Source organism: Streptosporangium sp. NPDC000563 (assembly GCF_040299985.1).
Classification (GTDB): domain Bacteria; phylum Actinomycetota; class Actinomycetes; order Streptosporangiales; family Streptosporangiaceae; genus Streptosporangium.
The window spans coordinates 15,844-40,646 of record NZ_JBEPDA010000028.1 but is presented as its reverse complement, the minus strand read 5'-3'; the positions used below and the strand labels follow the sequence as shown (position 1 = coordinate 40,646).

Annotated in this window: 25 protein-coding genes; 21 read left to right on the top strand and 4 right to left on the bottom strand. The window is 70.6% G+C overall.

The window, feature by feature from the left end; genetic code table 11:
- Positions 1-220 precede the first annotated feature (220 nt).
- The 3 genes from ABT352_RS35895 (at position 221) to ABT352_RS35885 (ending at position 3,987) form a co-directional block, all read left to right on the top strand.
- A complete protein-coding gene (locus ABT352_RS35895; RefSeq protein WP_350949485.1) occupies positions 221-1,045 on the top strand; it encodes a nuclease-related domain-containing protein in 825 nt (274 codons plus the stop codon).
- Positions 1,046-1,581: 536 nt separating this feature from the next.
- Positions 1,582-3,420, top strand: a complete 1,839-nt coding sequence (ilvD, locus tag ABT352_RS35890) for a dihydroxy-acid dehydratase (protein ID WP_350949484.1) — start codon at positions 1,582-1,584, stop codon at positions 3,418-3,420.
- Positions 3,421-3,501: 81 nt separating this feature from the next.
- On the top strand, positions 3,502-3,987 hold the full coding sequence (locus ABT352_RS35885) for a helix-turn-helix transcriptional regulator (RefSeq protein ID WP_350949483.1): 486 nt from the start codon (positions 3,502-3,504) through the stop codon (positions 3,985-3,987).
- 144 nt (positions 3,988-4,131) lie between these two features.
- Here ABT352_RS35885 and ABT352_RS35880 read toward each other — a convergent pair whose 3' ends face one another.
- The 3 genes from ABT352_RS35880 to ABT352_RS35870 form a co-directional block, all read right to left on the bottom strand.
- The gene (locus ABT352_RS35880) at positions 4,132-4,362 is read right to left on the bottom strand and encodes an FmdB family zinc ribbon protein (RefSeq protein ID WP_350949482.1); all 231 of its coding nucleotides are present in this window, start codon (positions 4,360-4,362) and stop codon (positions 4,132-4,134) included.
- A gap of 32 nt (positions 4,363-4,394) precedes the next feature.
- A complete protein-coding gene (locus tag ABT352_RS35875) occupies positions 4,395-5,216 on the bottom strand; it encodes a GNAT family N-acetyltransferase (protein WP_350949481.1) in 822 nt (273 codons plus the stop codon).
- Between the two features lie 120 nt (positions 5,217-5,336).
- A complete protein-coding gene (locus tag ABT352_RS35870) occupies positions 5,337-5,846 on the bottom strand; it encodes an HNH endonuclease (RefSeq protein WP_329084484.1) in 510 nt (169 codons plus the stop codon).
- A gap of 318 nt (positions 5,847-6,164) precedes the next feature.
- Here ABT352_RS35870 and ABT352_RS35865 point away from each other — a divergent pair, with 318 nt between their 5' ends.
- From ABT352_RS35865 to ABT352_RS35855, 3 genes are all read left to right on the top strand, one after another.
- Positions 6,165-8,252: a prolyl oligopeptidase family serine peptidase gene (locus ABT352_RS35865; protein WP_350949480.1), complete on the top strand. Its 2,088-nt coding sequence runs from the start codon at positions 6,165-6,167 to the stop codon at positions 8,250-8,252.
- A gap of 249 nt (positions 8,253-8,501) precedes the next feature.
- Positions 8,502-9,308 (top strand): helix-turn-helix domain-containing protein, encoded by an 807-nt coding sequence (locus ABT352_RS35860; protein ID WP_350949479.1) that lies wholly within the window; start codon positions 8,502-8,504, stop codon positions 9,306-9,308.
- Positions 9,309-9,422: 114 nt separating this feature from the next.
- Positions 9,423-9,770 carry a VOC family protein gene (locus ABT352_RS35855; RefSeq protein WP_350949478.1) on the top strand — a complete coding sequence of 116 codons (348 nt, stop codon included), beginning with the start codon at positions 9,423-9,425 and terminating at the stop codon, positions 9,768-9,770.
- A gap of 165 nt (positions 9,771-9,935) precedes the next feature.
- Here the strand turns inward: ABT352_RS35855 and hypF are convergent, their stop codons facing one another.
- Positions 9,936-12,359: a carbamoyltransferase HypF gene (gene hypF / locus ABT352_RS35850; RefSeq protein WP_350949477.1), complete on the bottom strand. Its 2,424-nt coding sequence runs from the start codon at positions 12,357-12,359 to the stop codon at positions 9,936-9,938.
- Between the two features lie 325 nt (positions 12,360-12,684).
- Here hypF and ABT352_RS35845 point away from each other — a divergent pair, with 325 nt between their 5' ends.
- The 15 genes from ABT352_RS35845 to hypE all read left to right on the top strand — a co-directional run bounded on the left by ABT352_RS35845 (position 12,685) and on the right by hypE (position 24,802).
- Positions 12,685-13,362 (top strand): phosphoheptose isomerase, encoded by a 678-nt coding sequence (locus tag ABT352_RS35845; RefSeq protein ID WP_350949476.1) that lies wholly within the window; start codon positions 12,685-12,687, stop codon positions 13,360-13,362.
- The gene (locus ABT352_RS35840; protein ID WP_350949475.1) at positions 13,359-13,652 is read left to right on the top strand and encodes a HypC/HybG/HupF family hydrogenase formation chaperone; all 294 of its coding nucleotides are present in this window, start codon (positions 13,359-13,361) and stop codon (positions 13,650-13,652) included. The genes ABT352_RS35845 and ABT352_RS35840 overlap by 4 nt, the downstream gene beginning before the upstream one ends.
- Positions 13,639-14,373, top strand: a complete 735-nt coding sequence (locus ABT352_RS35835; protein WP_350949474.1) for a D-sedoheptulose-7-phosphate isomerase — start codon at positions 13,639-13,641, stop codon at positions 14,371-14,373. The genes ABT352_RS35840 and ABT352_RS35835 overlap by 14 nt, the downstream gene beginning before the upstream one ends.
- Positions 14,374-14,472: 99 nt before the next feature.
- Complete coding sequence (locus ABT352_RS35830) at positions 14,473-15,549, top strand: NADH-quinone oxidoreductase subunit B family protein (protein ID WP_350949473.1); 1,077 nt, start codon at positions 14,473-14,475, stop codon at positions 15,547-15,549.
- A 1-nt stretch (position 15,550) separates the two neighbouring features.
- Positions 15,551-17,332, top strand: coding sequence for a nickel-dependent hydrogenase large subunit (locus tag ABT352_RS35825; RefSeq protein ID WP_350949472.1), 1,782 nt, complete (start codon positions 15,551-15,553; stop codon positions 17,330-17,332).
- 39 nt (positions 17,333-17,371) lie between these two features.
- Positions 17,372-18,100 carry a NifU family protein gene (locus ABT352_RS35820; RefSeq protein WP_350949471.1) on the top strand — a complete coding sequence of 243 codons (729 nt, stop codon included), beginning with the start codon at positions 17,372-17,374 and terminating at the stop codon, positions 18,098-18,100.
- Positions 18,097-18,777, top strand: a complete 681-nt coding sequence (locus ABT352_RS35815) for a DUF5947 family protein (protein ID WP_350949470.1) — start codon at positions 18,097-18,099, stop codon at positions 18,775-18,777. The genes ABT352_RS35820 and ABT352_RS35815 overlap by 4 nt, the downstream gene beginning before the upstream one ends.
- Positions 18,770-19,402, top strand: a complete 633-nt coding sequence (locus tag ABT352_RS35810; RefSeq protein ID WP_350949469.1) for a DUF6084 family protein — start codon at positions 18,770-18,772, stop codon at positions 19,400-19,402. The genes ABT352_RS35815 and ABT352_RS35810 overlap by 8 nt, the downstream gene beginning before the upstream one ends.
- Positions 19,399-20,931 (top strand): hypothetical protein, encoded by a 1,533-nt coding sequence (locus ABT352_RS35805; protein ID WP_350949468.1) that lies wholly within the window; start codon positions 19,399-19,401, stop codon positions 20,929-20,931. The genes ABT352_RS35810 and ABT352_RS35805 overlap by 4 nt, the downstream gene beginning before the upstream one ends.
- Positions 20,928-21,431 (top strand): hydrogenase maturation protease, encoded by a 504-nt coding sequence (locus ABT352_RS35800; RefSeq protein WP_350949467.1) that lies wholly within the window; start codon positions 20,928-20,930, stop codon positions 21,429-21,431. Before ABT352_RS35805 ends, ABT352_RS35800 begins: the two co-directional genes overlap by 4 nt.
- Positions 21,425-21,529, top strand: coding sequence for a DUF6893 family small protein (locus tag ABT352_RS40805; RefSeq protein ID WP_502992930.1), 105 nt, complete (start codon positions 21,425-21,427; stop codon positions 21,527-21,529). The genes ABT352_RS35800 and ABT352_RS40805 overlap by 7 nt, the downstream gene beginning before the upstream one ends.
- Positions 21,530-21,766: 237 nt before the next feature.
- Positions 21,767-22,159: a hydrogenase maturation nickel metallochaperone HypA/HybF gene (locus ABT352_RS35795; protein WP_350949466.1), complete on the top strand. Its 393-nt coding sequence runs from the start codon at positions 21,767-21,769 to the stop codon at positions 22,157-22,159.
- Complete coding sequence (locus ABT352_RS35790) at positions 22,134-22,385, top strand: HypC/HybG/HupF family hydrogenase formation chaperone (RefSeq protein WP_350949465.1); 252 nt, start codon at positions 22,134-22,136, stop codon at positions 22,383-22,385. The genes ABT352_RS35795 and ABT352_RS35790 overlap by 26 nt, the downstream gene beginning before the upstream one ends.
- 6 nt (positions 22,386-22,391) lie before the next feature.
- The gene (hypD, locus tag ABT352_RS35785; protein ID WP_350949464.1) at positions 22,392-23,519 is read left to right on the top strand and encodes a hydrogenase formation protein HypD; all 1,128 of its coding nucleotides are present in this window, start codon (positions 22,392-22,394) and stop codon (positions 23,517-23,519) included.
- Entirely contained in the window at positions 23,516-24,802 is a 1,287-nt protein-coding gene (gene hypE, locus ABT352_RS35780; protein WP_350949463.1) for a hydrogenase expression/formation protein HypE, read from the top strand. The genes hypD and hypE overlap by 4 nt, the downstream gene beginning before the upstream one ends.
- Position 24,803 lies beyond the last annotated feature (1 nt).

Below are 24,803 nucleotides of genomic sequence, written 5' to 3'. Positions count from 1 at the left end.
GCCGGGGAGACCCCCGTGGCGGCCTCGATCCGCGACCGCCGGCCGCCCGGGACGTTAAGATCGTGAACGTGATCCACACCCCGCGCGGCACCCGGTGATCCAGAGCGAAAAGTCCCTAAGGTACCCGGTTCATAGCAGTGCCAAGCGGGTGACGGCGGTCACAAAAGTATGAGATACGCAATACTAGGCACCCCCGAGGACGTCAGCTACCGTGAGTTACGTGGATTCCGGTCAGGTACCAGAAGACGGTAACACTACGTCACCGATTTGGGTCAGTGACCGACAGGCCGAAGATCGGCCGACGTCTCGACCCGCCGCGCCAGCGTCTACGTACGCACCTGTTGAGCGCGCCTCGCTACGCGACCTGCTCGACGACCCCAAATACCGCCACCTGCGCCGCCGCGCCATCATCGCGGTCGGCGTCGGCGTGCTCGCGGGCGTCCTGCTGGCCAGCTGGCCGCTGGGCTTCACCGCCGCCGTGGTGGCCGCGATCGTCGACACGGTGCTCCGCGCCCGCTCCAACTCCTCCGTGCCCGCCTGGCGGCGCGCCTCGGTCGCGGAGCGGCGCACGGAGATGCAGCTCAAACGGCTGGAGCGCGGGGGTTACCGCACCCTGCACGCCCGCGCGATCCCCGGCAGCGAGGCGCAGATCGACCACCTGGTCGTGGGCCCCACCGGCGTCTACGCGGTCGACTCCGAGAAGTGGGACAAGCGCCTGCCGGTCCGCGTCCAGTCGCACCGCAAGCTGTTCCACGGCCCGTTCAACCAGAAACCCCGCCTCGACGAGGCCCGCTGGGAGGCATCCCAGGCCGGCGAGCTGATCGGTGCCGAGCTGGGCCACGAGGTCGCGATCGTGCCGTCCCTCGCGATCTACGGCCCCGCCATCCCCTGGAAGGTCCTCAACGTCCGCGAGGTGGACGTATTCGACGGCAGTCGTGTCCGTAAATGGATCACCAAGCGGGAACGCTCACTCACCGACGCCGAGATCGACAGGATCTTCGAGGCCGCCGAGCGGGTCCTGCCCGCACGCTACCCGGAGAACTGATTTCGGGTTGTCCCGCGAGCCCTTTCCGGCACGCCCGTACCTCCGCCGTATCTCTCCCTTCGGGGACCGACGGGAGCCCGCCCCGCCACGACGCCCCGGCCAGGCGGCTCCCGTCCTCCTCCCCTCCCGGTTCCCGCGAGTGCGGGCCCGGTCGCGCTCCAGCGCGCGTTCCCTTTCGTGTGGACGTCTTCGTGTGGACGTCGCGGCAGGTGATCGAGGGCTCTCCGCGGCTGCCGTTCGCCCCGGGTTCGCCGGGCGCGGAGACCTTCGGTAGTGTCGAAGAACACCCTGGGCCCGTATCGGGCCCGCCGGCCGTCGCCCCGGTGCCCACCCCGTACCCCGTCGTCGTCCCGGAACCCTCCCGGCGACCGGCGCGCCCGCCTCGCCGCCCCGGCCCCGTACGTCGATCACGCTCGTACGGTGTTCGCGGAACATGTGGCGAGAAGCCGGATGTCTCGTGGCCTGGACAGGCGTCTCACGCACCGGGCGGTAGCCGTACCATTTGTAGACACGGTTTCGATGATGGGAGAAGCCTCATGCCCGCCCTCAGGTCTCGTACGGTCACGCACGGCAGGAACATGGCCGGGGCCCGGGCCCTTCTCCGGGCGACGGGCGTAGCCGGCGAGGACTTCGGGAAACCGATCATCGCCGTGGCCAACAGCTTCACCCAGTTCGTCCCCGGGCACGTCCACCTCCGCGAGGTCGGCGACGTCGTCGCCGGCGCGATCCGCGAGGCGGGCGCGATCCCGCGCGAGTTCAACACGATCGCGGTCGACGACGGCATCGCGATGGGCCACGGCGGCATGCTCTACTCGCTGCCCAGCCGGGAGCTGATCGCGGACGCGGTCGAGTACATGGTCAACGCGCACTGCGCCGACGCGCTGATCTGCGTCTCCAACTGCGACAAGATCACCCCGGGCATGCTGCTCGCCGCCTTCAGGCTCAACATCCCCACCGTCTTCGTCTCGGGCGGGCCGATGGAGGCGGGCAAGACCCCCAACGGCAAGCTCGACCTGATCGACCCGATGATCGCCGCCGCCGACGACTCCGTCTCCGACGCCGAGCTGCTGGAGATGGAGGAGAACGCCTGCCCCACCTGCGGTTCGTGCAGCGGGATGTTCACCGCCAACTCGATGAACTGCCTCGCCGAGGCCATCGGACTCGCGCTCCCCGGCAACGGCACGATCCTCGCCACCCACAAGGCGCGCAGGAAGCTGTTCGAGGACGCCGGGCGCCGGCTGGTGGAGATCACCCGCCGCTACTACGAGCAGGACGACGAGACGGTCCTGCCGCGCGCCGTCGCGACCAAGAACGCGTTCGAGAACGCCATGGCGCTGGACGTGGCGATGGGCGGCTCGACCAACACGATCCTGCACATCCTCGCCGCGGCCCGCGAGGCCCAGGTCGACTTCGGGCTGAAGGAGATCAACGAGATCTCGCTGCGGGTGCCCTGCCTGTGCAAGGTCGCGCCCGCCACGGCGAAGTACCACGTCGAGGACGTCCACCGCGCGGGGGGCATCCCGGCGATCCTGGGCGAGCTCGACCGGGCCGGACTGCTCCACCGCGACGCCTACACCGTCAACGGCGGCACCCTGGGCGACTACCTCGACCGCTGGGACCCGAAGTCACCGCAGGTGCTGCCCGAGGCGCTGGAGCTGTGGCACGCGGCCCCCGGCAACGCCCGCACCGTCAAGCCCTTCTCCCAGGGCGCCCGCTGGGAGGAGCTGGACCTCGACCGCTCCGAGGGCTGCGTCCGCGACGCCGAGCACGCCTACACCCGCGACGGCGGCCTCGCCGTCCTGTACGGCAACATCGCCACCGAGGGCTGCATCGTCAAGACCGCCGGGGTCGACGAGTCGATCTGGCGGTTCGAGGGTCCGGCCGTCGTCTTCGAGTCGCAGGACGACGCGGTCGAGGGCATCCTCAACAACAAGGTCAAGGCCGGCGACGTCGTGGTGATCCGCTACGAGGGCCCCAAGGGCGGGCCCGGCATGCAGGAGATGCTCTACCCCACCTCGTTCCTCAAGGGCAAGGGGCTGGGCAAGGACTGCGCGCTGGTCACCGACGGCCGCTTCTCCGGCGGCACGAGCGGGCTGTCCATCGGCCACGCCTCCCCCGAGGCCGCCGAGGGCGGCACCATCGCCCTCGTCGAGGACGGCGATCTCGTCGCGATCGACATCCCCGCCCGTTCGATCGACCTGAAGGTCCCGGAGGAGGAGCTGGCCGCCCGCCGCGAGAAGCTCCTCGCCGACCTGGGCGGTTACCGGCCGCGCGACCGCCGGCGCCAGGTGAGCGCCGCCCTGCAGGCGTACGCCGCGCTCACCACCTCGGCCTCCACCGGTGCCTCGCGCGACCTGTCACAGCTGTCCCGCTGACCTGGGCTTCCTGTCGGGTAGAGATGCCTTACCCGACAGGAAGTTCGAAAAAATGTCAGTGCTCGGACGTATTATCTGGGTATGACTAACGTCATGAAGCTCACCGCCCCGCTCACGACTGCCGAGATCGCCGCCCTCGCCCTGTCGATGGCGCATCTGGGGTCGGGTCCGCAGGCCAACGCCGCCCGCAGCGGCCTGCGTCACGCCTTCGAGCAGATGGAGCTCGACGACGACATCGTCGCCACCACCCTGGCGACCCTCACCGAGCCGATGCCCGCCGAGACCGCCGACCGCGCCCGGACGATCGCCAACGCCATCACCTCAAACCTCGTCATCCGTCTCCACTACCAGGACGTCTCCGGGCGGGTCACCGTCCGCGACGTCGACCCGGTGACCTGCATGGTTCACCGCGAACACTGGTATCTCGTCGGGATGTGCCGCCTGCGCGGCGCGATCCGGGCGTTCAGGTTCGACCGGATCATCGCCACCGAGCCCACCTTCGTGCCGGCCCGCCCGCACCGGGCCGAGGCGTTCCTGCCCTTCCAGGGCAAGCGCGCCGCCGCATAGCCCACGGTCGCACGCTGTCGGCTGCGGACCGGCCGTTTCGATTCGAGCTGTCACCCGGAGGCGCGAGCCGATCCGGGTGACAGTCCGCGACGGGAGCCCTGCCGCCGTGACGGCTCCGGCTCCCCACCGCGCGGACCTCGGCTCCTAACCGCAGCAGCCGCCTCCGCAACACCCGCCGCCGCCTCCGGAAGGGCGGGGCGCGGCGGCGGAACCCGCGGAGCTCGCGGAGCCCCCGGTCACGGCGACCGTGGAGAGCAGCTTGACGGTGTCGTCATGTCCCTCGGGGCAGGGCGCCGGATCGTCGGAGCGGGCCATCGGGCGGGAGATCTCGAAGGTGGACCCGCAGGCGCGGCAGCGGAAGTCGTATCTGGGCATGGCACCCAGGTTACCCAGCTCGCCGCGCTCGCTCACGTGAAGGTGATGGAGACGTGGTCGCTCACCGGCCGATAACCGATCGCCTGATAGATCGAGTTGGACGTGGGGTTGGACAGGTCGGTGAAGAGCAACACCTCCGTGGCGCCCTCGGCCCGCACCTTGGCACTCGCCGCGTGGGAGACCGCGGTGCCGTAGCCCTTTCCGCGAGACTCGGGAGGCGTGTAGACCGGGCCGACCCGGCTCATCCCGCCGATGGGCGCGGAGACCCCGGCGAACGCGACGGGCCGCCCGCCCGCCTCCCACACGACCAGTTCCCGTCTCGCGATCCTGCTCGCCACCAGCGCGGTCAGGTCGATGTCGCCGACACCTTTCGCCTCGGCCTGAAACTCCTCGCTCCACCGGACCAGGAGGCGGAGATCGGCCGCGACGGCGACCCGGGAGGCCCCTGCCACGTGGGATTTCGGGGGGACGAGCGCGTCGAGCCGGTAGAGGCGCTCGGCACGGCGACTCGCCTCGGGCCGCCACCAGGAGGCGGCGAACGTCTCGGCCGGTGAGAGCGGACCGCTCACACCGGAGATCGCCCTCTCGGTCTCGATCAGGCGGGTGGCGAGCTCGGGCACCGTGTCGGCGGGCATCGCGGGGAGCATGAGGGCGTGGGGCGACGTCTGGATCGCCGTGGCCACGACCCGGCCGTCACGCTCCAGCCGTCCCAGCAGCGGGTCGTCACCCCACAGGCCGTTGCGTATGGCACGCAGGACCGTGAGGAGGAGGGTGTTGCGAACCGGATCCTGTAGCAGCCACGGCTCCGCCACGCCCGTATACGCCTCGACATCGGAGGTGAAGATCCACGTCATGAGGTGATTGTGCCCATCGGGGATCTTCCGTGCCAGCGGATAAGGTCCGGCTCACCGGGCATGACGGGGCCGCCGCGCTCCACCGGGTGGCGCGGCGACCTCGTCATCGGGTGCCGGACCTCAGGCCGCACTCTCCGCGAGATAGGGCGCCCACTGGGGATCGCCGACGATGTGCGCGCCGATCAACCGCCAGTGGACGCCGCGTGGCACCACCGGGGCGACGTTGAGCGTCCACCCCAGTTCCTCCAGCATGCGGTCGGCCTTGCGGTGGTTGCACGTCGTGCACGAGGCGACACAGTTCTCCCAGGTGTGGGGGCCGCCTCGCGAGCGCGGGATGACATGGTCGATGGTCTCGGCCCGCTGGCCGCAGTAGGCGCACCGGTAGTCGTCCCGGCGCATCAGCGCGGTCCGGGTCAGCGGGATCCGTGACCGATATGGGATCCGGACATATCTCCGAAGCCTGATCACCGAGGGGACGTCGAGCGTACGGCTCGCCGAGCGGAACACGGCGCCCCGCCCGTCACGGTGCACGACATCGGCCTTCTCCCTGAGCACGAGCACGACGGCCCGGTGCAGGGAGAGGGTGGTCAGGGGTTCGTAGGTGGCGTTCAAGAGCAGGACCTGGCGCATCAGCGGGCCTCTCCCGCCGCACGACGTGTCACATGAGGGGGCACGCCACTGCGTGCCCCGGCTGGCGGCCCCTCCTGGGGCCCGGGCGCTTCCGTCACGAGGACCTCCGCCGGACGGCCCAGCGGATGCTCACCACGGCACCGTCCTTCACCAAGTTTGGCTGCTGCTACCTGGTTCTCGCCACCCATAAATGACTGGAGAGACACCTGATACGTTTTATGCCCGCATTACCAGTTCTTAACTCCTCCTGCCGCAGATCGGATACGCCGCCCGCGCAATGGCCGCGTCTCGCGGCCTTTAGGTCGTAGGGTTCCAGCCATGACGAGACAGCCGTATCCTCCAGCCAGCCGTCTTGAGCTCGTCGACGAGCTCCACGGTGTTCCTGTTCCCGACCCCTACCGGTGGCTTGAGGACCCGGACGATCCGGCGACGAAGGACTGGCTGGTGGGGCAGGAGAGACTGCTGGAGACCGAGCTGGACGCCCTTCCCGGACGTGAGGGCTTCAAGACCCGGATCGCCGAGTTGCTCGGCTCCGGGTCGATCGGCGCACCGACGTGGCGCGGGGAGCGGCGGTTCTTCATGCGGCGCGCTCCCGGGCAGGAGCACGCCGTCCTCTACACCGTGGACCCCGATGGCTCCGAGCGGGCGCTGCTCGATCCGATGGCGCTCGACCCGACCGGGCTGACGACCCTCGACTCCTGGCAGCCCGACAAGGAGGGCCGCCTGCTCGCCTACCAGGTCTCGGTGGGCGGTGACGAGGAATCGAGCCTCTACCTGATGGACATCGCGTACGGCGACCGGATCGAGGGGCCGATCGACCGGTGCCGCTACTCCCCCGTGGCGTGGCTGCCGGGCGGCGAGGCCTTCTACTACGTGCGCAGACTGCCCTCCACCGAGGTACCCGAGGGCGAGGAGCAGTTCCACCGCCGGGTCTACCTGCACAGGGTCGGCACCTCCACCGAGAAGGACGTCCTGATCTTCGGTGAGGGCCTGGAGAAGACCAACTACTACGGGGTGGCGGTCTCCCGCGACGGCCGCTGGCTGCAGATCTCCGCCTCCAGGGGCACGGCGCCGCGCAACGACCTGTGGGTGGCCGACCTCCAGGCGTCCTCGCCCTCCTCACCCGAGCTGGTCGTCGTCCAGGAGGGGGTCGACGCCCAGAGCGCCCTGCACTTCGGCCGCGACGGCCGCCTGTACGTCTTCACCGACCGGGAGGCCCCGCGCGCCCGCGTCTGCGTGACCGATCCGTCCGATCCCCGGTTCGAGAACTGGCGTGACCTGATCCCGCAGGATCCCGAGGCCGTGCTCACCGACTTCGCGATCCTCGACGATCTCGACCGGCCGGTGATGCTCGTGGGCTGGACCCGTCACGCGATCAGCGAGATCTCGGTCCACGACCTGGTCACCGGCGAGCGCGTCGGCGAGGTGCCGACCCCGGGTCTCGGCACCATCGGCGGCATCAGCGAGCGCCCCGAGGGTGGCCACGAGGCCTGGTTCGGCTACACCGACAACACCACGCCGCCGAGCATCCAGCGTTACGACGCCCGCACCGGTGAGACGACGCTCTGGGCGTCCTCCCCCGGCGCGATCGAGGTGCCCGCCATCACCACCGAGCAGGTGACCTACCTCTCGGCGGACGGCAGCGAGGTCCACATGCTGGTGATCTCCCCTCCCGGTGTCGAGGGGCCGCGCCCCACCGTCCTGTACGGCTACGGCGGCTTCGGCATCTCGATGACCCCCGGCTACTCGGCGTCCGTCCTGAGCTGGGTCGAGGCGGGGGGTACGTACGCCATCGCCCAGTTGCGCGGCGGCGGCGAGCAGGGCGAGGAGTGGCACAGGGCCGGGATGCTCGCCAACAAGCAGAACGTGTTCGACGACCTGCACGCGGCGGCCGAGCACCTCATCGACACCGGAGTGACCACGTCCTCGCAGCTGGCCATCTCCGGTGGTTCGAACGGCGGCCTGCTGGTCGGCGCGGCCCTGACCCAGCGCCCGGAGCTTTACGCCGCGGTGGTCTGCTCGGCGCCGCTGCTCGACATGATCCGCTACGAGCTGTTCGGCCTGGGCGCGACGTGGAACGTCGAGTACGGCTCCGCCGAGAAGCCCGACGAGTTCGCCTGGCTGCACTCCTACTCCCCCTATCACCACGTTCGGGAGGGCGTGTCCTACCCTGCGACGCTGTTCACCGTCTTCCAGTCCGACACCCGGGTCCATCCGCTGCACGCCTGGAAGATGTGCGCCGCCCTGCAGCACGCACAGGCCTCGGAGCGGCCGATCCTGCTCCGCAACGAGGCGGAGGCCGGTCACGGGGCCCGCGCGGTGAGCAAGACCGTCGAGCTCGCCTCCGACCAGCTCAGCTTCCTCGCCTACCACACCGGCCTGACCTCCTCAAGGGTGCGGGCCTGAGAGCCATCGGCGGAAAAGGGCGCGTCCGGGGTCCGGGCGCGCCCTCTCCACGTCCGCGGGGGCCGGACCGTCGAGGGCTGTGGCCGTGGTCGGGGCACGGTCAGGGCCGCACGGCCGAGGACCGCGCAGTCAGGGCCGTGCGGTCAGGGTCGCGCGGATGGGGCCGTATGGACGGCTCGGCTGGACCGCCGGGGCGGCGGCCATGATCGGGGCTGCCGGACTGTCGGGGGCGGCGGCTATGGTCGGGGCGTGAACGACGCGGCGGTGACCGAGGGCCTGACCTTCACCGAGAGTGAGCCGGGAGCCTTCCTGCGGCCCTACGTCACGCACCTGTCGGCCTACACCGAGCGTTACGCCGATCCCATGCCCCGGCGGCAGCCGCCGTTCGCCGGGGTCGTCATGATCTTCGGGTTCGGTGCGCCGCTGACGCTGGACGGCCCGGAGGGCGCCCAGCGGCTGGCCTCGTTCGCCGGTGGCCTGCATGACACCTACGTCGACACCACCACGACCGGGATCTCCGAGGGGGTGCAGGTCAACCTCACACCGCTCGGGGCCAGGCGGCTGCTCGGGATGCCCCTGCGGGAGCTGGCCAACCGGGTGGTTCCGCTGGAGGAGGTTCTCGGGGGGTGGGCCACGGCCACGGTCGCGCGACTGGCGGAGGCTCCCGACGGGGCCGTCAGGATCGCTCTGCTGGACGAGGCGCTCAGCACGCGCATCGGCGACGCACCGCTGCCCGACCGCCGCGTCGGCTGGGCGTGGCAGCGGCTGGTCGCCACCCGGGGCACCATGTCCGTGGCCTCGATAGCCGCCGAGCTGGGATGGAGCCACCGCCACCTCGTCTCCCGCTTCCACGACCAGATCGGGCTGGCGCCGAAGGCCGCGGCCAGGGTGCTGCGCTTCGAGCACGCCTCCGGCCGCCTGAGGTCCGGCATGTCGCCGGCCGACACCGCCGCCGTCTGCGGCTACTACGACCAGGCTCACATGAACCGCGAGTTCAGGGCCATGGCGGGCGTCACTCCCCGCGGTCTGGCGTCTCCCCCTCGCACCATCGGGTGATCAAGAACCTTGGGCGCGACCTCCCTCGGGGAGGAGGTCCACAGGTCAGATTTTTCCAAGCCCTGACGCTCCCGCCGGTGACATCGTGGTGATCACTACATGAGAGGAGAGAACATGCGAACGGTGTATCCACTGGTCCGTTACCGCGACGCGGGCAAGGCCGTCGAGTGGCTGGTCCAGGCGTTCGGTTTCGAGGTCCACGAGCTCCACACGACCGCCGACGGGGGCGTCGGTCACGGGGAGCTGATCGCCGGCACCGGAATGATCATGACGAGTCCGGGCGAGCCGGGAGGGCCGGGAGTCTACGTCGCCGTGGACGACCCCGACGCCCACCACGCCAGGGCCGTCGCGGCCGGGGCGGAGGTCACCATGGAGCCGGCCGACAAGGACTACGGCTCCCGCGATTACGCCTGCAAGGATCTGGAGGGCAACATCTGGTACTTCGGCACGTACCGGCCCTGATACGACGATCCCGGCGCGGCGGTCCAGGCCCCACAACCGCGCGCCCGGCGGTCCGGGCCCGGTAGCGGCGTGCCCCGGCTGTCCAGGCCCGGTAACGGCGTACCGGGCTGTCCAGGCCCGGTGACGGCGCGCCCGGTGGTCCGGGCCTGGTGGCGGCGTGCCCGCTCAAAAAAGGCCGAGGGTGTCGCGGGCCGCGGCCACGGCGGCCTGGCCGAAGCTGATGCCGCCGTCGTTCGGAGGGACGGTTCGGTGGGTCAGGACCCGCAGCCCGCGTAGCCGGAGGGCGATGACGAGACCGTCCAGCAGCAGCCGGTTCTGGAAGACCCCACCCGACAGGGCGACCGTACCGATGCCCGTGTCCTCGCGCAGCCGCGCGCACACCCGTGCGGCAGCGGCGGCGAGGCCGTTGTGGAAACGGGCCGCGACGAGCGCCGGAACCGCCCCGGCGCGCGTGTCCTCCACGACCGCGCGGACGAGGTCCGCGGCCAGGATCGTCAGAAGCGGCCCGTCGTCGACGATCCTGGCCCGGTAGGCGCCCTTCTCCACGGGGTCGGCACCCTGCTCCAGGGCGATCGCGGCCTGCCCCTCGTATCCGGCGGTGTCGCGGAGCCCGAGGATCGCCGCCACCGCGTCGAACAGGCGTCCGGCGCTGGAGGTGAGGGGGGAGTTCGTCCCGGACTCGGCCACCGCGACCACCTCGTCCCAGCGCGGGCCGTGGCGGACCCTGACCGGCAGGTCCTCGGGGAGCGCGTCACCGTAGGCCGCGCGCAGGTGCGCGGCCGCCATCCGCCAGGGCTGCCTGATCGCCGCGGTGCCACCGGGCATCGGCACCGGCGCCAGGCGCCCGGCACGGGTGAAGCCCGTCAGGTCGGCCACCAGGAACTCACCGCCCCAGATGGTGCCGTCGGTGCCGTAGCCGAGACCGTCGAAGGCCACCCCGATGACCGGGCCGCGCTCCCCGTTGTCGGCCAGGCAGGAGGCGATGTGCGCGTGGTGGTGCTGCACGCCGGTCAGGTCCACCGACCCGGGCACCTCCAGGTCGAGGGCGTACTTCGTGGACAGGTACTCGGGATGCAGGTCGTGGGCGACGAGCGCCGGGGTGATGCCGAGCAGGCGCCGGAGGTGCTCGATCCCCTCGGTGAAGGAGCACAGCGTCTCGTAGTTCTCCAGGTCGCCGATGTGGTGGGAGACGAAGGCGTGCTCCTGCCGCGCGAGGCAGAACGTGCTTTTCAGCTCGGCGCCACAGGCGAGTACCGCCCGGTGGGCGGGCGGTGAGAGCCGCAGGGGCTCCGGGGCGTACCCCCGGGACCTGCGCAGCGGCACCGCGCCCCCTCCTACGGCGAGCAGCACCGAGTCGTCGGCGCGGGCGTGGATCGGCCGGTCGTGGGTGAGGAAGGCGTCCGCGACCCCGGCGAGCCGGGTGAGCGCGTCGCCGTCGCGGTAGGCGATGGGCTCGTCGGAGAGGTTTCCGCTGGTGAGAACGTACGGGCGGGCGAGTTCGGCGGCGAGCAGGTGGTGTACCGGCGTGTACGGCAGCATGAGGCCGAGGCGGCGGTCGCCCGGCGCGATCGCTTCGGCCACCGCGCCTCCTGGGCGGCGGGGCAGCAGCACGATCGGACGCCGGGAGCCGGTGAGCAGCCGCTCGCCCTCGGCGTCCAGCTCGCACAGCGCCCGCGCGGTGCGCAGGTCGGGGACCATGACCGCGAACGGCCTCTCCTCGCGGCGCTTACGGGAGCGCAGGGTCCGGGTGGCCTCCTCGTCGGTGGCGTCGACCGCCAGGTGATACCCGCCGAGTCCTTTGACGGCCAGGACGCCTCCCGCTCGCAGCACCCGCACCGCCGCCACGATCGGATCGACGCCGTCGTCCGGCCTCTTACCGGGATGCCCGGTACCCGGTCCGTGGACGTGCGAGCCGCCGTTCGGACCAGGGGGATCCGGGCCGTCACCGAAATCACCGCCGCCCGGATCACGAGCGTGCGAGGCGCCGCGAAGACCGCCGTCCAGGAGGCGGAGGACCGGGCCGCAGGCCGGGCAGCAGATCGGCTGGGCGTGGAACCGGCGGTCCGACGGGTCGAGGTACTCCCTCTCGCACTCCCCGCACATGGCGAACCCGGCCATCGTGGTGGCGGCTCGGTCGTAAGGGACGTCCCGGATGATGGTGAACCTCGGCCCGCAGTTGGTGCAGTTGACGAAGGGGTGGCGGTGACGCCGGTCGGCGGGGTCGAACAGTTCGGACAGGCAGTCATCACATGTCGCGACATCAGGTGAGACAAGAGTGAACCGGTGGTTCCCCTCTCGGCTGGCCACGATGCGAAACCCCCGGTCCCCGCGTACCGGTATCTCGGTGGCCGTCAGACGGTCGATCGCCGCCAGCGGCGGGGCCTGGTCCCGCAGGCCCTTCCGGAAGCGCTCGAGGTCACCGGGCTCCCCCTCGACCTCGACGAACACACCCCGGTCGTCGTTGCCCACCCACCCGGACAGGTTCAGGCGCCGGGCGAGGAGGTGGACGTGGGGGCGAAATCCCACCCCCTGCACGATTCCCTCGATCCTGATCCTGACCCTGACCCGTGTTCCCCGCCCCACGCCCATCCCGCCATCCTTCCCGTCCCCACGGGAATGCCTCCGGGGCCCGCATGATCTGGACGGGAAGGTTACGTGGATGATCAGAGCTTTGCCGTTGGTTGTCGAGCCGGGGGTGTCGGGGCTGAAACGGCCAATCGTAATGTGGCGACTACCGTGAGAAATACGGAGCGTCGACATGCCTGGCACACCGAGTACGCGAACAACGCCTCTCTCACCACCGGTGGTCATACCGGTTACGGAGTCGACGGTGATCGCCGCCTTCGCGCGACGGGGTCACGCCGGGCGCGCTCTGACGGGTGAGGTGGAACGTGTCGCGTGCGCCGCTCGCGCCATGGCCTCGAGGTTTCGTCTCGGCGGCAAGCTGATCGTGTTCGGCGACGCGAGCGCGGACGCCGCGCACATCGCGGTCGAGTTCATGCACCCGGTCATCGTGGGCAAGAGGGCACTCCCCGCCGTGGCGCTGAGCGGCGACATCGCGACGGCCGACCCGATGAACGACGCGGGCCGCGAGAGCGACGGAGATCGCGGGAACGGCGTGGCCGGAGGCGGGGAGGACGGAGACCACCGGCAGAGCGGGGACGGCCGGAAAGGCGGGGGCGGCGACGAGGTCTTCGCCCACCAGGTGCGCCACTGGGCGGACCCCGCCGACACAGCCCTGGGGATCTTCCGCGACGGCCGGTGTCCGAGCGTTCTGCGAGGTCTGGAGGCCGCCGGGGAGCTCGGCCTGCTGACCATCGCCCTGGCCGGAGCCCTGGCCGGCGGCGGTGAGGGCGACACTCCGGGGCGCGGGGCGACGGGCCACTTCCCGACCGGGCCCATCACAGGCGAGCACACCCCGGGCGTGCGCGCCACGACCGGTCGCCTTCCGGCCGACCACATCCTGGTCGCCGCGTCCGACGAGCCGGCCGTGGTCAAGGAGGTCCACGTCACCACCTATCACCTGCTGTGGGAGCTGGTTCATGTGTTCCTCGACCGGCTCGGTCCGCCCGCGCGAGGGGCGGACCGGTGAACGGGCCCGAGGACTGCACCGACGGTGTCTGCGTCACCTGTTCCGACCAGGCACTGCCGATGAGCGTGGTCAGGCTGCTTGAGGGGGACCTGGCGATCGTCGACGCGGGCGGGGTCCTCGAAGAGGTGAGCGTGGCACTGGTCGACCCCGCGGTGGGCGACACCGTTCTCGTCCACGCCAGGGAGGCCATCGCCGTCGTCGCGCGCGGAAGCGCCAGGAAGAGCGACGAGGAGAGCCCCGAGGAAAGCGACGACGGCGTCGAGCAGGAGGACGGCGATGAGCGCGCTTGACGAAACGCCCGCGGAGGGCGTGCGCGACCTGTACCCCTTCCTTTACGACCACCCCGAGCACGACGAGCACCTCGGCCGGGCCGATCTCGGCACGACGGAGGTGCAGGCGGAGGCGATGCGATCGGCCGTGGAGAAGACCGGCGAGATCGTACGGCTGCGCGAGCGGATGGGCGCGGAGTCGGCGGCGGAGCTCGCGGCGTGCGCCGAGGAGATGGCCGCGCGGTTCGTCGCGGGCGGGCGGCTGTTCAGCTTCGGCAACGGCGGGAGCAGCACCGACGCCCAGGAGGTCGCCACCGCCTTCCTGCGGCCCTGCCGCGGCCCGGCCCTGCCCGCCCTCTGCCTGACCGCCGACGTCGCCGTGGTCACCGCGCTCTCCAACGACGTCGGCTTCGAGATGGTCTTCGCCAGGCAGCTCGCGGCGCTGGGCCGTCCGGGGGACATCGTCGTCGGACTGTCCACGAGCGGCGGGTCGGCCAACGTCGTCCGGGCGTTCGAGGAGGCGGCCCACCGGGGCATGCTCACCGTCGGGCTGGCCGGAGGCGGGGGCGGCAGGCTGGCCGAACTGTCCGAGCGGGGCGTCCTGGACCACCTGTTCGTCGTCCCCTCCTCCTCGGTGCACCGGATCCAGGAGGCGCAGACCACCCTCTACCACGTCCTTCGGGAACTGACCTGGCACGCGCTCGGATCGGCGCCGATACCGCGAGCGCACAGCCCGGGGTGAGCCCGGCAGCCCGGGCGCACAACCCGGGTGAGGAGAACCCGAGAACCCCGCCCCCTCCCCCTTCACGTTCCGCAGACATCACGAGGAGTGGGAGGCGTCATGGCAGCGCCGACGGACACAGCGAGCGGCAGAGCTCGGGAGCAAGAGGAGCCCGTCGTCCACATACTGTGGATCAACGCCGGGCTGAGCTGCGACGGCGACTCGGTCTCGCTCACCGCGGCGACCCAGCCGAGCATCGAGGAGATCGTGCTCGGCGCGCTTCCCGGGCTTCCCAAGGTGGCCGTGCACTGGCCGCTCATCGACTTCGAGTCCGGGCCGACGCAGGGCGCCGATGTCTTCATCGAGTGGTTCTTCAAGGCCAAGCGTGGCGAGCTGGACCCGTTCGTCCTGGTCGTCGAGGGCTCGATCCCGAACGAGACGATCAAGCAGGAGGGCTACTGGTCCGGGTTCGGCAACGACCCCGAGACCGGCCAGCCCATCACGACCAGCGAGTGGCTGGACCTGCTCGCGCCCAAGGCGACCGCGATCGTGTGCGCGGGCACCTGCTCGGCGTACGGCGGCATCCACGCCATGGCGGGGAACCCGACCGGGGCCATGGGCGTCGCCGACTACCTGGGCTGGGACTGGAGGTCCAAGGCGGGACTGCCGATCGTCAACGTGCCGGGCTGCCCGGTGCAGCCGGACAACCTCTCCGAGACGCTCCTCTACCTGCTCTACCAGGTCGCCGGGCAGGCACCGATGATCCCGCTCGACGAGGCGTTGCGCCCGACGTGGCTGTTCACCCAGACCGTCCACGAGGGGTGCGACCGGGCGGGCTACTACGAGCAGGGCCAGTTCACCACCGAGTACGGCTCCCCGAGGTGCCTGGTCAAGATCGGCTGCTGGGGGCCGGTCGTCCGGTGCAACGTCCCCAAGCGCGGCTGGATGAACGGGATCGGCGGCTGCCCGAACGTCGGGGGCATCTGTATCGCCTGCACGATGCCGGGTTTCCCCGACAAGTTCATGCCCTTCATGGACGAACCGCCCGGCGCGCACATCTCCTCGACGGTGAGCGGCGCGTACGGGACCGTCGTCCGCGCGCTGCGCGGCGTCACCCTGCGAACCGTCGACAAGGAACCCAAATGGCGCCGCAAGGGGCGCGAGTTGCTGACCGGCTACAAGGCGCCCTGGAGCTGACATGACGACCTCGGAGCAGAACCCCGACCTCGTGGAGATGGCCTGGGACCCCATCACCAGGATCGTCGGGAGTCTCGGCATCTACTGCAAGATCGACTTCAAGAACCGGCGGATCGCCGAGTGCCACAGCACTTCGTCGATCTTCCGTGGCTACAGCATCTTCATGAAGGGCAAGGATCCGCGCGACGCCCACTTCATCACCAGCCGCATCTGCGGGATCTGCGGCGACAACCACGCCACCTGCTCGGTCTACGCGCAGAACATGGCGTACGGGGTGCGGCCTCCCGCCCTGGCCGAGTGGATCGTCAACCTGGGCGAGGCCGCCGAGTACATGTTCGACCACAACCTCTACCAGGAGAACCTGGTGGGGGTCGACTACTGCGAGAAGATGGTCCGCGAGACCAATCCCGGGGTGCTGGCGATGGCCGAGCGCACCGAGGCCCCGCACGCGGGCGACCACGGCTACCGCACCATCGCCGACATCATGCGGTCGCTGAACCCGCTGGAGGGCGAGTTCTACCGCGAGGCGCTCGCGGTGAGCCGCCTCACCCGCGAGATGTTCTGCCTCATGGAGGGCAGGCACGTACACCCCTCGACGCTCTATCCGGGCGGGGTGGGCACGGTCGCGACGGTGCAGCTGTTCACCGACTACCTGTCCCGGCTGATGCGCTACGTCGAGTTCATGAAGCGGGTCGTGCCCATGCACGACGACCTGTTCGACTTCTTCTACCAGGCGCTGCCCGGCTACGAGGAGGTCGGCCGCAGGCGGGTGCTGCTCGGCTGCTGGGGAAGCTTCCAGAACCCCGAGCACTGCGACTTCACCTACCGGAACATGAGCGACTGGGGTCGCGAGATGTACGTCACGCCGGGGGTGATCGTCGACGGCAAGCTGGTCACCAACGACCTGGTCGACATCAACCTCGGCATCCGGATCCTGCTGGGCAGCTCCTACTACGACGACTGGCAGGACCAGGAGCCGTTCGTCACCCACGACCCGCTGGGCAACCCGGTCGACATCCGGCACCCGTGGAACCAGCACACCATCCCACACCCGCAGAAACGCGACTTCAGCGACAGGTACAGCTGGGTCATGTCGCCCCGCTGGTTCGACGGGGAGGACGCGCTCGCGCTCGACACCGGCGGCGGGCCCATCGCCAGGCTCTGGTCGACGGCGCTGTCCGGCAGGGTCGACATCGGCTACGTCAGGGCGACCGGCCACAGCGTGCAAATCAATCTGCCTCGGACGGCGCTGAGGCCGGAGAAGACGTTCGAGTGGAAGATCCCCGAGTTCAAGGGGCAGCCGCTGTCCAACGCCCTGGAGCGCAACCGGGCCCGCACCTACTTCCAGGCCTACGCGGCGGCGTGCGCGCTCTACTTCGTCGAGCAGGGCCTGGCCGAGGTACGGGCGGGCCGTACCCAGACCTGGGAGCCGTTCACGGTTCCCGACGAGGCGATCAGCTGCGGTTTCACCGAGGCCGTGCGGGGCGTGCTCTCCCACCACATGGTGATCAGGAACGGGAAGATCGCCAACTACCACCCGTACCCGCCGACGCCCTGGAACGCCAGCGTCCGCGACGTGCACGGCACGCCGGGGCCGTACGAGGACGCGGTGCAGAACACGCCGATCTTCGAGGAGAACCCGCCCGAGGACTTCAAGGGCATCGACATCATGCGCACCGTGCGGAGCTTCGATCCGTGCCTGCCGTGCGGGGTGCACATGTACCTCGGCGGCGGCGAGGAGCTTCGCAGGGTGCACACCCCCCACGCCTTCGACACCCAGTGAACCGACCGCTTCCCAGCGCAGGAAAGGGGGCCCTGGCAGATGCCGCGAACCCATGACGTCCAGGCGACGGGCGATCGTGTCGAGGCGCTCATCGCCGACCTCGGCGCGCTGGGCGACGCCGTGACGCGCGCCAAGGCCGAGGACCTCGTACGTGCCCTCGTCGAGTTGTACGGCGCCGGTCTGGAACGTGTCGTCGAGATCGTCACCGAGACCGGGGCCGCCGAGGTGCTGGGCCGCATGGTCGGCGACCCGCTCGTGTCCGGGCTGCTGGTGCTGCACGACCTGCACCCGCTGAGCACGGCCGAACGCGTCCGCGACGCGCTGGAGAGCGTACGGCCCCACCTGGGGTCGCACGAGGGTGGTGTGGAACTGCTCGGCGTGGGCGAGGACGGGATCGTGCGGCTCCGTCTGGAGGGCGCCTGCCACGGCTGCCCGTCCTCGCTGGTCACAGTGACCGACGCCATCGAACGAGCCATCGCCCAGGCGGCGCCCGAGGTGTCGGGGGTGGAGGTCGAGGGGGTGAGCGACGGGCGGCAGGGGCTGCTGCAGATCCGGCGCCGCGCGCCTGGCCCGTGCCCGGTTCCGGAGCGGGCTCCGGACTCCGCACCGGCCCCGGGAGCGGCGCGAGGACCAGGAGCGGCGCTAGGGCCAGGAGCAGCGCGAGGACCGGGAGCGGCGCCGAGGTCAGGGCCGGGACCGGCCGCCGATCCGGGGCGGGAGCCAGGACCAGGGTCACCGCAGACGGCGAAGCCGGAGCCGGTGTCGTGACGGCCACCGGGCTGCGCAGGTTCCGCGAGCCGCCCCGGACGGACCGGTCCGCCGGGTCGCCGACGACACCGACGACACCGACATCGACGACGCTGTGCGAGTTGTGCGCGACCCCCGCGGGCGAGGAGCACGGCCACCTCGTGAATGTCGAGAGCCGAGCGCTGCTGTGCGCCTGCCGGGCCTGCTACCTGCTGTTCACCCGCGACACGGACGGCCGGGCACGCTACCGGGCCGTCCCGCGACGCTACCTCCACGCCCCGCGTTTCCTGTTGAGCGCGGCCGACTGGGACGAGATGCAGATCCCGGTCCGCACGGCCTTCTTCTTCCACAACTCCGCGATGGACCGGACCGTGGCGTTCTATCCGAGCCCGGCCGGAGCCACCGAGTCGCTGCTGCCGTTGGAGACGTGGCGGCGCGTCCTGGCGAACAACCCGGAGATGGCCGACGTCCGGCCCGACGCGGAGGCACTCCTGGTGGACCGCCGTCCCGACGGCGGTTTCGCCTGCCATCTGGTGCCGATCGACACCTGCTACGCGTTGGTCGGCCTGGTGCGGATGCACTGGAAGGGCTTCGACGGCGGCGAGGCGGCGCGGGAGGCGATCGACGGTTTCTTCGCCGACCTGCGCGGACGCGGCCGCACCGTACCGCCCCTCCGAGGTGGTGAGGGCGGTGGATGAGCTCACGTTCGACTGCGTGGGCGTGCGGGCGGAGGCGTACGCGGCCTTCCCGACGCTCGTTTTCCGGTTGCGCGTCACCGCCCCCGCTCCCTCGGGGGTGCACACCGTCGCGCTGGGCTGCCAGATCCGGGTGGAGCCCCACCTGCGGCGCCACGGCGCCGACGAGGCGGAGTTGCTCGGCGACCTGTTCGGTGACCCGGCGCGCTGGGGCGACACGCTGAAGCCCCTGCGGTTCGCCGACGTCTCCGTCATGGTCCCGGCGTTCACCGGGAGCACCGAGATCGACGTGCCGGTGCCGTGCGGCTACGACCTGGAGGTGTCGGCGGGCCGGTATTTCGCCGCCCTGGAGGACGGCGATATCCCGATGCTCATGCTTTTCCACGGCACGGTGTTCGCCAGGGCACGAGACGGCTTCTCGGTGAGCCAGGTGCCGTGGCATCGCGAGGCCCGCTGCCGGTTGCCGGTGGCGGTGTGGCGGGAGCTGATGGACCGCTACTTCCCGGACTCGGGGTGGCTGCGGCTGCGTCGCGGCACGCTGCGGGAACTCAGCAGGTTCAAGTCCGGGCGCGCCCTGGCGACCTGGGACGAGACCCTGGAACTACTGCTCAAGGAGACGCGGCGATGAGCTTTCCGATGGACATCGCGCGGCGGGTGGCGGACGCGGTGCTGTACGAGGGCTACCTTCTCTACCCCTATCGCGCCTCGGCGCCCAAGAACCAGGTGCGCTGGCAGTTCGGGGTGCTCGTCCCCCCGGGGTTCACCGCGACCGCCGAGTATCCGTACAACGTGACCGAATGCCTCCTCGAAGGGGCCGCGTACGCCGTCGCGCACCTGAACCTGCGCTTCCTGCACCTGAGGACACGCGGCGTCGAGCGCGCCGAGGACGACGGCTACTGGCCGGTCCAGCAGTTGCGGAACGGCCACCGGACCTACCTCGCCTTCGACGAGGCGACCGAGCGGGAGACGGAGGTGACACTCCCCATCGCCGGTCTGCTCGACGCCCCGGAGCGGGTCATCGAGGTACGGATTCCCGGAGACCGCGTGGTCGAGCCGATCGTGGCGCCGTCCGGAGAGGTGATAGGGCGCCTCGTCTCCGAGCACCTGCCGCTGAACGCGGCGCTCAGGGTCTCCGCCGAGTTGGTACCGGGCCCCTACGACCTGGTCAAGCTGCGCGTCCGGGTGGAGAACACCGACCCCTGGAAACCGCTGGGCGCGCCGCGCGAGCAGGCGCTGCGGCACTCGCTGATCTCGGCGCACCTGCTCATCGCGGTGACCGCCGGAGCCTTCGTCTCCCTGCTCGACCCGCCGAACTGGGCCCGGCCCGCCGTGGAGACCTGCCGCAACGAGCACACCTGGCCGGTACTCGTGGGCGAGCCGGGCCATCGGGACGTGGTGCTGTCCTCTCCGATCATCCTCTACGACCACCCGGACATCGCGCCGGAGAGCCCCGGGCCGCTGTTCGACTCCACGGAGATCGACGAGATGCTCCACCTGCGCACCCTCACCCTCACCGACTCCGAAGCACGGGAGGCCCGGGAGACCGACCCCCGGGTGGCCGAGCTCATCGACATGGTCGGCCACATGCCACCTGAACTGCTGGAACGACTCCACGGCGCGATCCGTTCGGTGGAGGAGACCACCGACCCGCGCTCCCGGACGTCTCCGGAGATGTCCTCGTGCACGTCCTCACCGATGTCTCCGGCGAGTGAGGAGTCGTCCTGGGCCCTGGAGGAGAGGTCCGCCCCTCAGTGGGCTGAGGCTGCGGTCTCCCCGGAGGCCGACAGCGTGACGATTTCCGGGGTGGCCGTCTCCAGGGGCAGCAGGGTCAGGCTGGTTCCCGGCCGGCGACGCGCCGACGCCCACGACATGTTCCTCGCCGGCAGGACCGCGCACGTCGAGGCCGTGCTCCTCGACCTCGACGGCGCCCACCACCTGGCCGTCACCCTGGAGGAGGATCCGGGCGCCGACCTGCACCGATCGCACGGCCGCTTCCTCTACTTCGCCCCCGACGAGGTCGAGCCGCTCACGGACGGCTCGCCCACGGGCCCGGCGACGGGATCCCCGACGCGACCGGCGACCGAGAGGTCAGCGGAGAGTTCGGCCGGAGGTCCGCGGCGCGATCTCCCGCCCGGCGACGGGGAGGTGGGCGCGTGAGGATCCTGGTGGCCGGTGTGGGAAACGTCTTCCTCGGCGACGACGGCTTCGGGGTGGCGGTGGCCGGACACCTGGCCCGCACCGACCTGCCCGGCGGGGTCGAGGTCAGGGACTTCGGCATCCGGGGCGTCCACCTGGCGTACGAGCTGACCGGCGGCGGGTACGACGTCACGATCCTGGTCGACGCGGTCTCCCGCGACGGGCCGCCCGGCACCCTGTACGTCCTCGAACCGTCGGCGGGCGACGTACCGCGATCCTTCGCCGACGCGCACTCGATGACGCCGGAGACCGTGCTCTCACTGGTGGGCGTGCTCGGCGGCGAGGCCGGTCGCGTCCTGCTCGTCGGCTGCCAGCCTGCCGACATCTCGCCGGGCATGCGGCTCAGCCCTCCGGTCGCGGACGCCGTCGCCAGGGCGGCGGACCTGGTCGTCGAGCTCGCGGGACAACAGATCGCGATGGCGCTCGCCACCGCGGGCCACGAGGAGGAACGGACATGCTGAAACGCCTGCTGGCCGGGGCGGTGCTGGTGGGGGTGGCCGTACTGGTCTACCAGTCGCTCCCCGACATCAAGCGCTACCTGAGGATGCGGAACATTTGACGTCCTCCTCGGCGTGAACGCCGAAGATTCCTGCCATGTCGCTCACGCGACATCTTGGTGGGTTCCTGTTTCACAGCCAGGAGCCTGGACGAGTCCAGGTCTTACCTCAGCTCCGCAGGCGTTTAACGTCTCCGCCCGTCCAGCGGCGACTCGAACACACTACCGGAGCTTGTCCCGACCTGACGGCAAAACCAGGAGGGTCAGGGCACGCTCGCGTCAGAATGAGAGGAAACGATCATGCACGAGTTCGGGATCGCCGAGGCGATCCTCACGGCGGTGGAGAACCGGGCGGACGGCAGGCGGGTGCGACGGGCGCGAGTCCGCGCGGGCGCCCTGCTCCGCCTCACGGAACCGGCCGTCAACCTGGCGTTCTCCTCGATCTCCGAGGGTTCCGTGGCCGAGGGCGCCCACGTGGAACTGGTCATCGTCCCGGTGAGGATGACCTGCCGTTCCTGCGGGAGCACGTCCACCTCCGTCGAGCCCTTCGCCCTCTGCGCGGGGTGCGGCGACACCGATATCGACACCGAGGGCGGCGAAGACCTCGTTCTCGAGTCCATCCAGCTGGCGGAGGCCTCTCATGTGCCTGGGAATTCCCGGCGAGATCGTGGAAATCCTGTCGGATCGTCCTGATCTGGCCATGGTCGACGTCTGCGGCGTCAAGCGCGCGATCAACATCGGCCTGCTTGAGGACGAGTGCGTCGCGCCCGGCGACTGGATCCTCATCCACGTCGGGTTCGCGCTGTCGAAGATCGACGAGGTGGAGGCGAGGGCCGCGCTCGACTTCCTCGAAAGCATCGGCCAGGCGTACGAGGACGAGATCGCGGCCCTCCGAGAATCCACGATCGAAGAGGGGTGAGGGCTGATGCGTTTCGTCGACGAGTACCGCGACGCCGAGAAGGCCCGGATGCTCGCCGCGCGGATCGCCGCGCTGTGCGAGCCCGGCCGCGACTACAAGTTCATGGAGGTGTGCGGCGGGCACACCCACACGATCTACAAGCACGGCCTGGAGGACTACCTGCCCGAGGCCGTCACCCTGGTGCACGGTCCCGGCTGCCCGGTCTGTGTCATCCCGATGGGAAGGGTGGACGACGCCGTCCACATCGCCGGACAGCCGGACGTGATCATGACGTCGTTCGGCGACATGATGCGGGTGCCGGGCGGGAACGGCTCGTTCCTCGACGCCAAGGCGCGGGGGGCCGACATCCGGATGGTGTACTCCCCGCTGGACGCCCTGAAGATCGCCCGGCAGAACCCGGAACGGCGTGTGGTCTTCATGGCCATCGGGTTCGAGACCACCGCGCCCTCGACGGCGATGACGGTCCTGCGTGCCGAGGCCGAGGGGATCGAGAACTTCTCGATCTTCTGCAACCACGTGACGATCATCCCCGCCATCAAGGCGATCCTGGATTCTCCCGACCTGCGCCTCGACGGGTTCATCGGGCCGGGCCACGTCTCGACCGTGATCGGCTGCCGGCCGTACGAGTTCGTCGCGCGTGCCTACGGAAAGCCCATGGTGGTCGCCGGTTTCGAGCCGTTGGACGTACTGCACACGGTCTACCGCATCCTTCTGCAACTGTCGGAAGGCCGTTCCGAGGTGGAGAACCAGTACTCCCGGGTGGTCCCGTGGGAGGGCAACCTCAAGGCCCTGCGCGTCATCGGCCAGGTGATGGAGCTGCGGCCGTACTTCGAATGGCGCGGGCTCGGCTTCATCTCGCAGTCGGCGCTCAGGGTCACCGAGCGGTACGCCGCCTTCGACGCCGAGCGGATCTTCCGGATTCCGGGCGGGAGGGTGGCCGATCCGAAGGCGTGCCAGTGCGGCGAGGTGCTCAAGGGGGTGCTCAAGCCCTGGGAGTGCAAGGTCTTCGGCACCGCGTGCACTCCGGAGACGCCGATCGGCACGTGCATGGTGTCGTCCGAGGGCGCCTGCGCGGCGTACTACAACTTCGGCCGGTTCTCGCGCGAGCGCGTCAGGGAGGCGACCCGGACGTGAACGGCGCAGCGGGCGGCGACGGGCGGACCGAGGAGTACGCCGTACGGGAGATGGATCCCCCGGGATCACCCGACGGGTGGCAGGTGCCGGGCCTGCGGGAGGAGACACCCGGCCGCGGAGACGTACCGGACCTGAAGGACCCGAAGGAGGAGACGCGCGTGCTCGGACACGTACCGGACCGGAGTGACCCGAGGGAGGAGGCGCGCGTCCGGGAGCAGCGGGTGCTGGACCGGATCGAGCGGGTACGGCGACGCGGGGCGCGCGTCCGGGAGAACCTCGTCACCCTGGCGCACGGCGCGGGCGGCAAGGCCACCAGGACCCTGATCGAGGCGGTGTTCCTGGAGTCGTTCCGCAACCCGATGCTGGAGACCCTGGAGGACGGCGCGGTCACCGACGGGCTCGCCCTCACCACCGACGCGTTCGTGGTCACACCGCTGTTCTTCCCCGGCGGCGACATCGGCGACCTCGCGGTCAACGGCACCGTCAACGACCTGGCCATGTGCGGGGCCCGCCCCCGCTACCTGTCGGCCGGATTCATCCTGGAAGAGGGATTTCCGGTGGCCGACCTGCGGCGCGTCACCGCCTCGATGGCCGAGGCGGCGCGGGCGGCGGGCGTGTGGATCGTCACCGGTGACACCAAGGTCGTGGAGAGGGGCAAGGCGGACGGCTGCTACATCACCACCTCCGGCATCGGGACGCTTGAGCGGCCCGTCCGGCTGAGTGCCGCCTCCGCGCGGCCGGGAGACGCGGTCATCGTGTCCGGGCCGATCGGCGAGCACGGGATCACCATCATGCTCGCCCGGGGAGAACTCGACATCGAGGCCGACCTGTGTTCCGACACCGCTCCGCTCAACGCCCTCGTCGAGAAGCTGCTGGACGCCTGCGACGGCGACTGCGACGGGGGCGGCGCGGTGCGCTGCCTGCGCGACGCGACCAGGGGCGGGGTCGCGACGATCGTCAACGAGATAGCGGAGTCCTCGCGGGTCGCCGTCGTCCTCGACGAGGACGCGGTGCCGGTCCGCCCCGTCGTACGGGGGGCGTGCGAACTGCTGGGGATCGACCCGCTCTACGTCGCCTGCGAGGGCCGGATGGTCGCGGTGGTGGCCGGGGATTCCGCGGAGACGGCCCTGGCCGCCCTTCGTTCCCACCCGCTCGGCTCCGACGCGGCGATCATCGGGCGGATCGCCGACGATCCGCCGGGGCTGGTCCTGCTCAGGACCGCCTTCGGCGGCACCCGCATCGTCGACCTGCTGGTCGGCGACCCGCTACCGAGAATCTGCTGAC

Coding starts and splice junctions, on each gene's coding strand:
- ilvD (WP_350949484.1), top strand. CDS start 1,582: ATGCCCGCCCTCAGGTCTCGTACGGTCACGCACGGCAGGAACATGGCC.
- ABT352_RS35885 (WP_350949483.1), top strand. CDS start 3,502: ATGACTAACGTCATGAAGCTCACCGCCCCGCTCACGACTGCCGAGATC.
- ABT352_RS35880 (WP_350949482.1), bottom strand. CDS start 4,362: ATGCCCAGATACGACTTCCGCTGCCGCGCCTGCGGGTCCACCTTCGAG.
- ABT352_RS35875 (WP_350949481.1), bottom strand. CDS start 5,216: ATGACGTGGATCTTCACCTCCGATGTCGAGGCGTATACGGGCGTGGCG.
- ABT352_RS35870 (WP_329084484.1), bottom strand. CDS start 5,846: ATGCGCCAGGTCCTGCTCTTGAACGCCACCTACGAACCCCTGACCACC.
- ABT352_RS35865 (WP_350949480.1), top strand. CDS start 6,165: ATGACGAGACAGCCGTATCCTCCAGCCAGCCGTCTTGAGCTCGTCGAC.
- ABT352_RS35855 (WP_350949478.1), top strand. CDS start 9,423: ATGCGAACGGTGTATCCACTGGTCCGTTACCGCGACGCGGGCAAGGCC.
- hypF (WP_350949477.1), bottom strand. CDS start 12,359: ATGGGCGTGGGGCGGGGAACACGGGTCAGGGTCAGGATCAGGATCGAG.
- ABT352_RS35845 (WP_350949476.1), top strand. CDS start 12,685: ATGGCCTCGAGGTTTCGTCTCGGCGGCAAGCTGATCGTGTTCGGCGAC.
- ABT352_RS35835 (WP_350949474.1), top strand. CDS start 13,639: ATGAGCGCGCTTGACGAAACGCCCGCGGAGGGCGTGCGCGACCTGTAC.
- ABT352_RS35830 (WP_350949473.1), top strand. CDS start 14,473: ATGGCAGCGCCGACGGACACAGCGAGCGGCAGAGCTCGGGAGCAAGAG.
- ABT352_RS35825 (WP_350949472.1), top strand. CDS start 15,551: ATGACGACCTCGGAGCAGAACCCCGACCTCGTGGAGATGGCCTGGGAC.
- ABT352_RS35820 (WP_350949471.1), top strand. CDS start 17,372: ATGCCGCGAACCCATGACGTCCAGGCGACGGGCGATCGTGTCGAGGCG.
- ABT352_RS35805 (WP_350949468.1), top strand. CDS start 19,399: ATGAGCTTTCCGATGGACATCGCGCGGCGGGTGGCGGACGCGGTGCTG.
- ABT352_RS40805 (WP_502992930.1), top strand. CDS start 21,425: ATGCTGAAACGCCTGCTGGCCGGGGCGGTGCTGGTGGGGGTGGCCGTA.
- ABT352_RS35795 (WP_350949466.1), top strand. CDS start 21,767: ATGCACGAGTTCGGGATCGCCGAGGCGATCCTCACGGCGGTGGAGAAC.
- hypD (WP_350949464.1), top strand. CDS start 22,392: ATGCGTTTCGTCGACGAGTACCGCGACGCCGAGAAGGCCCGGATGCTC.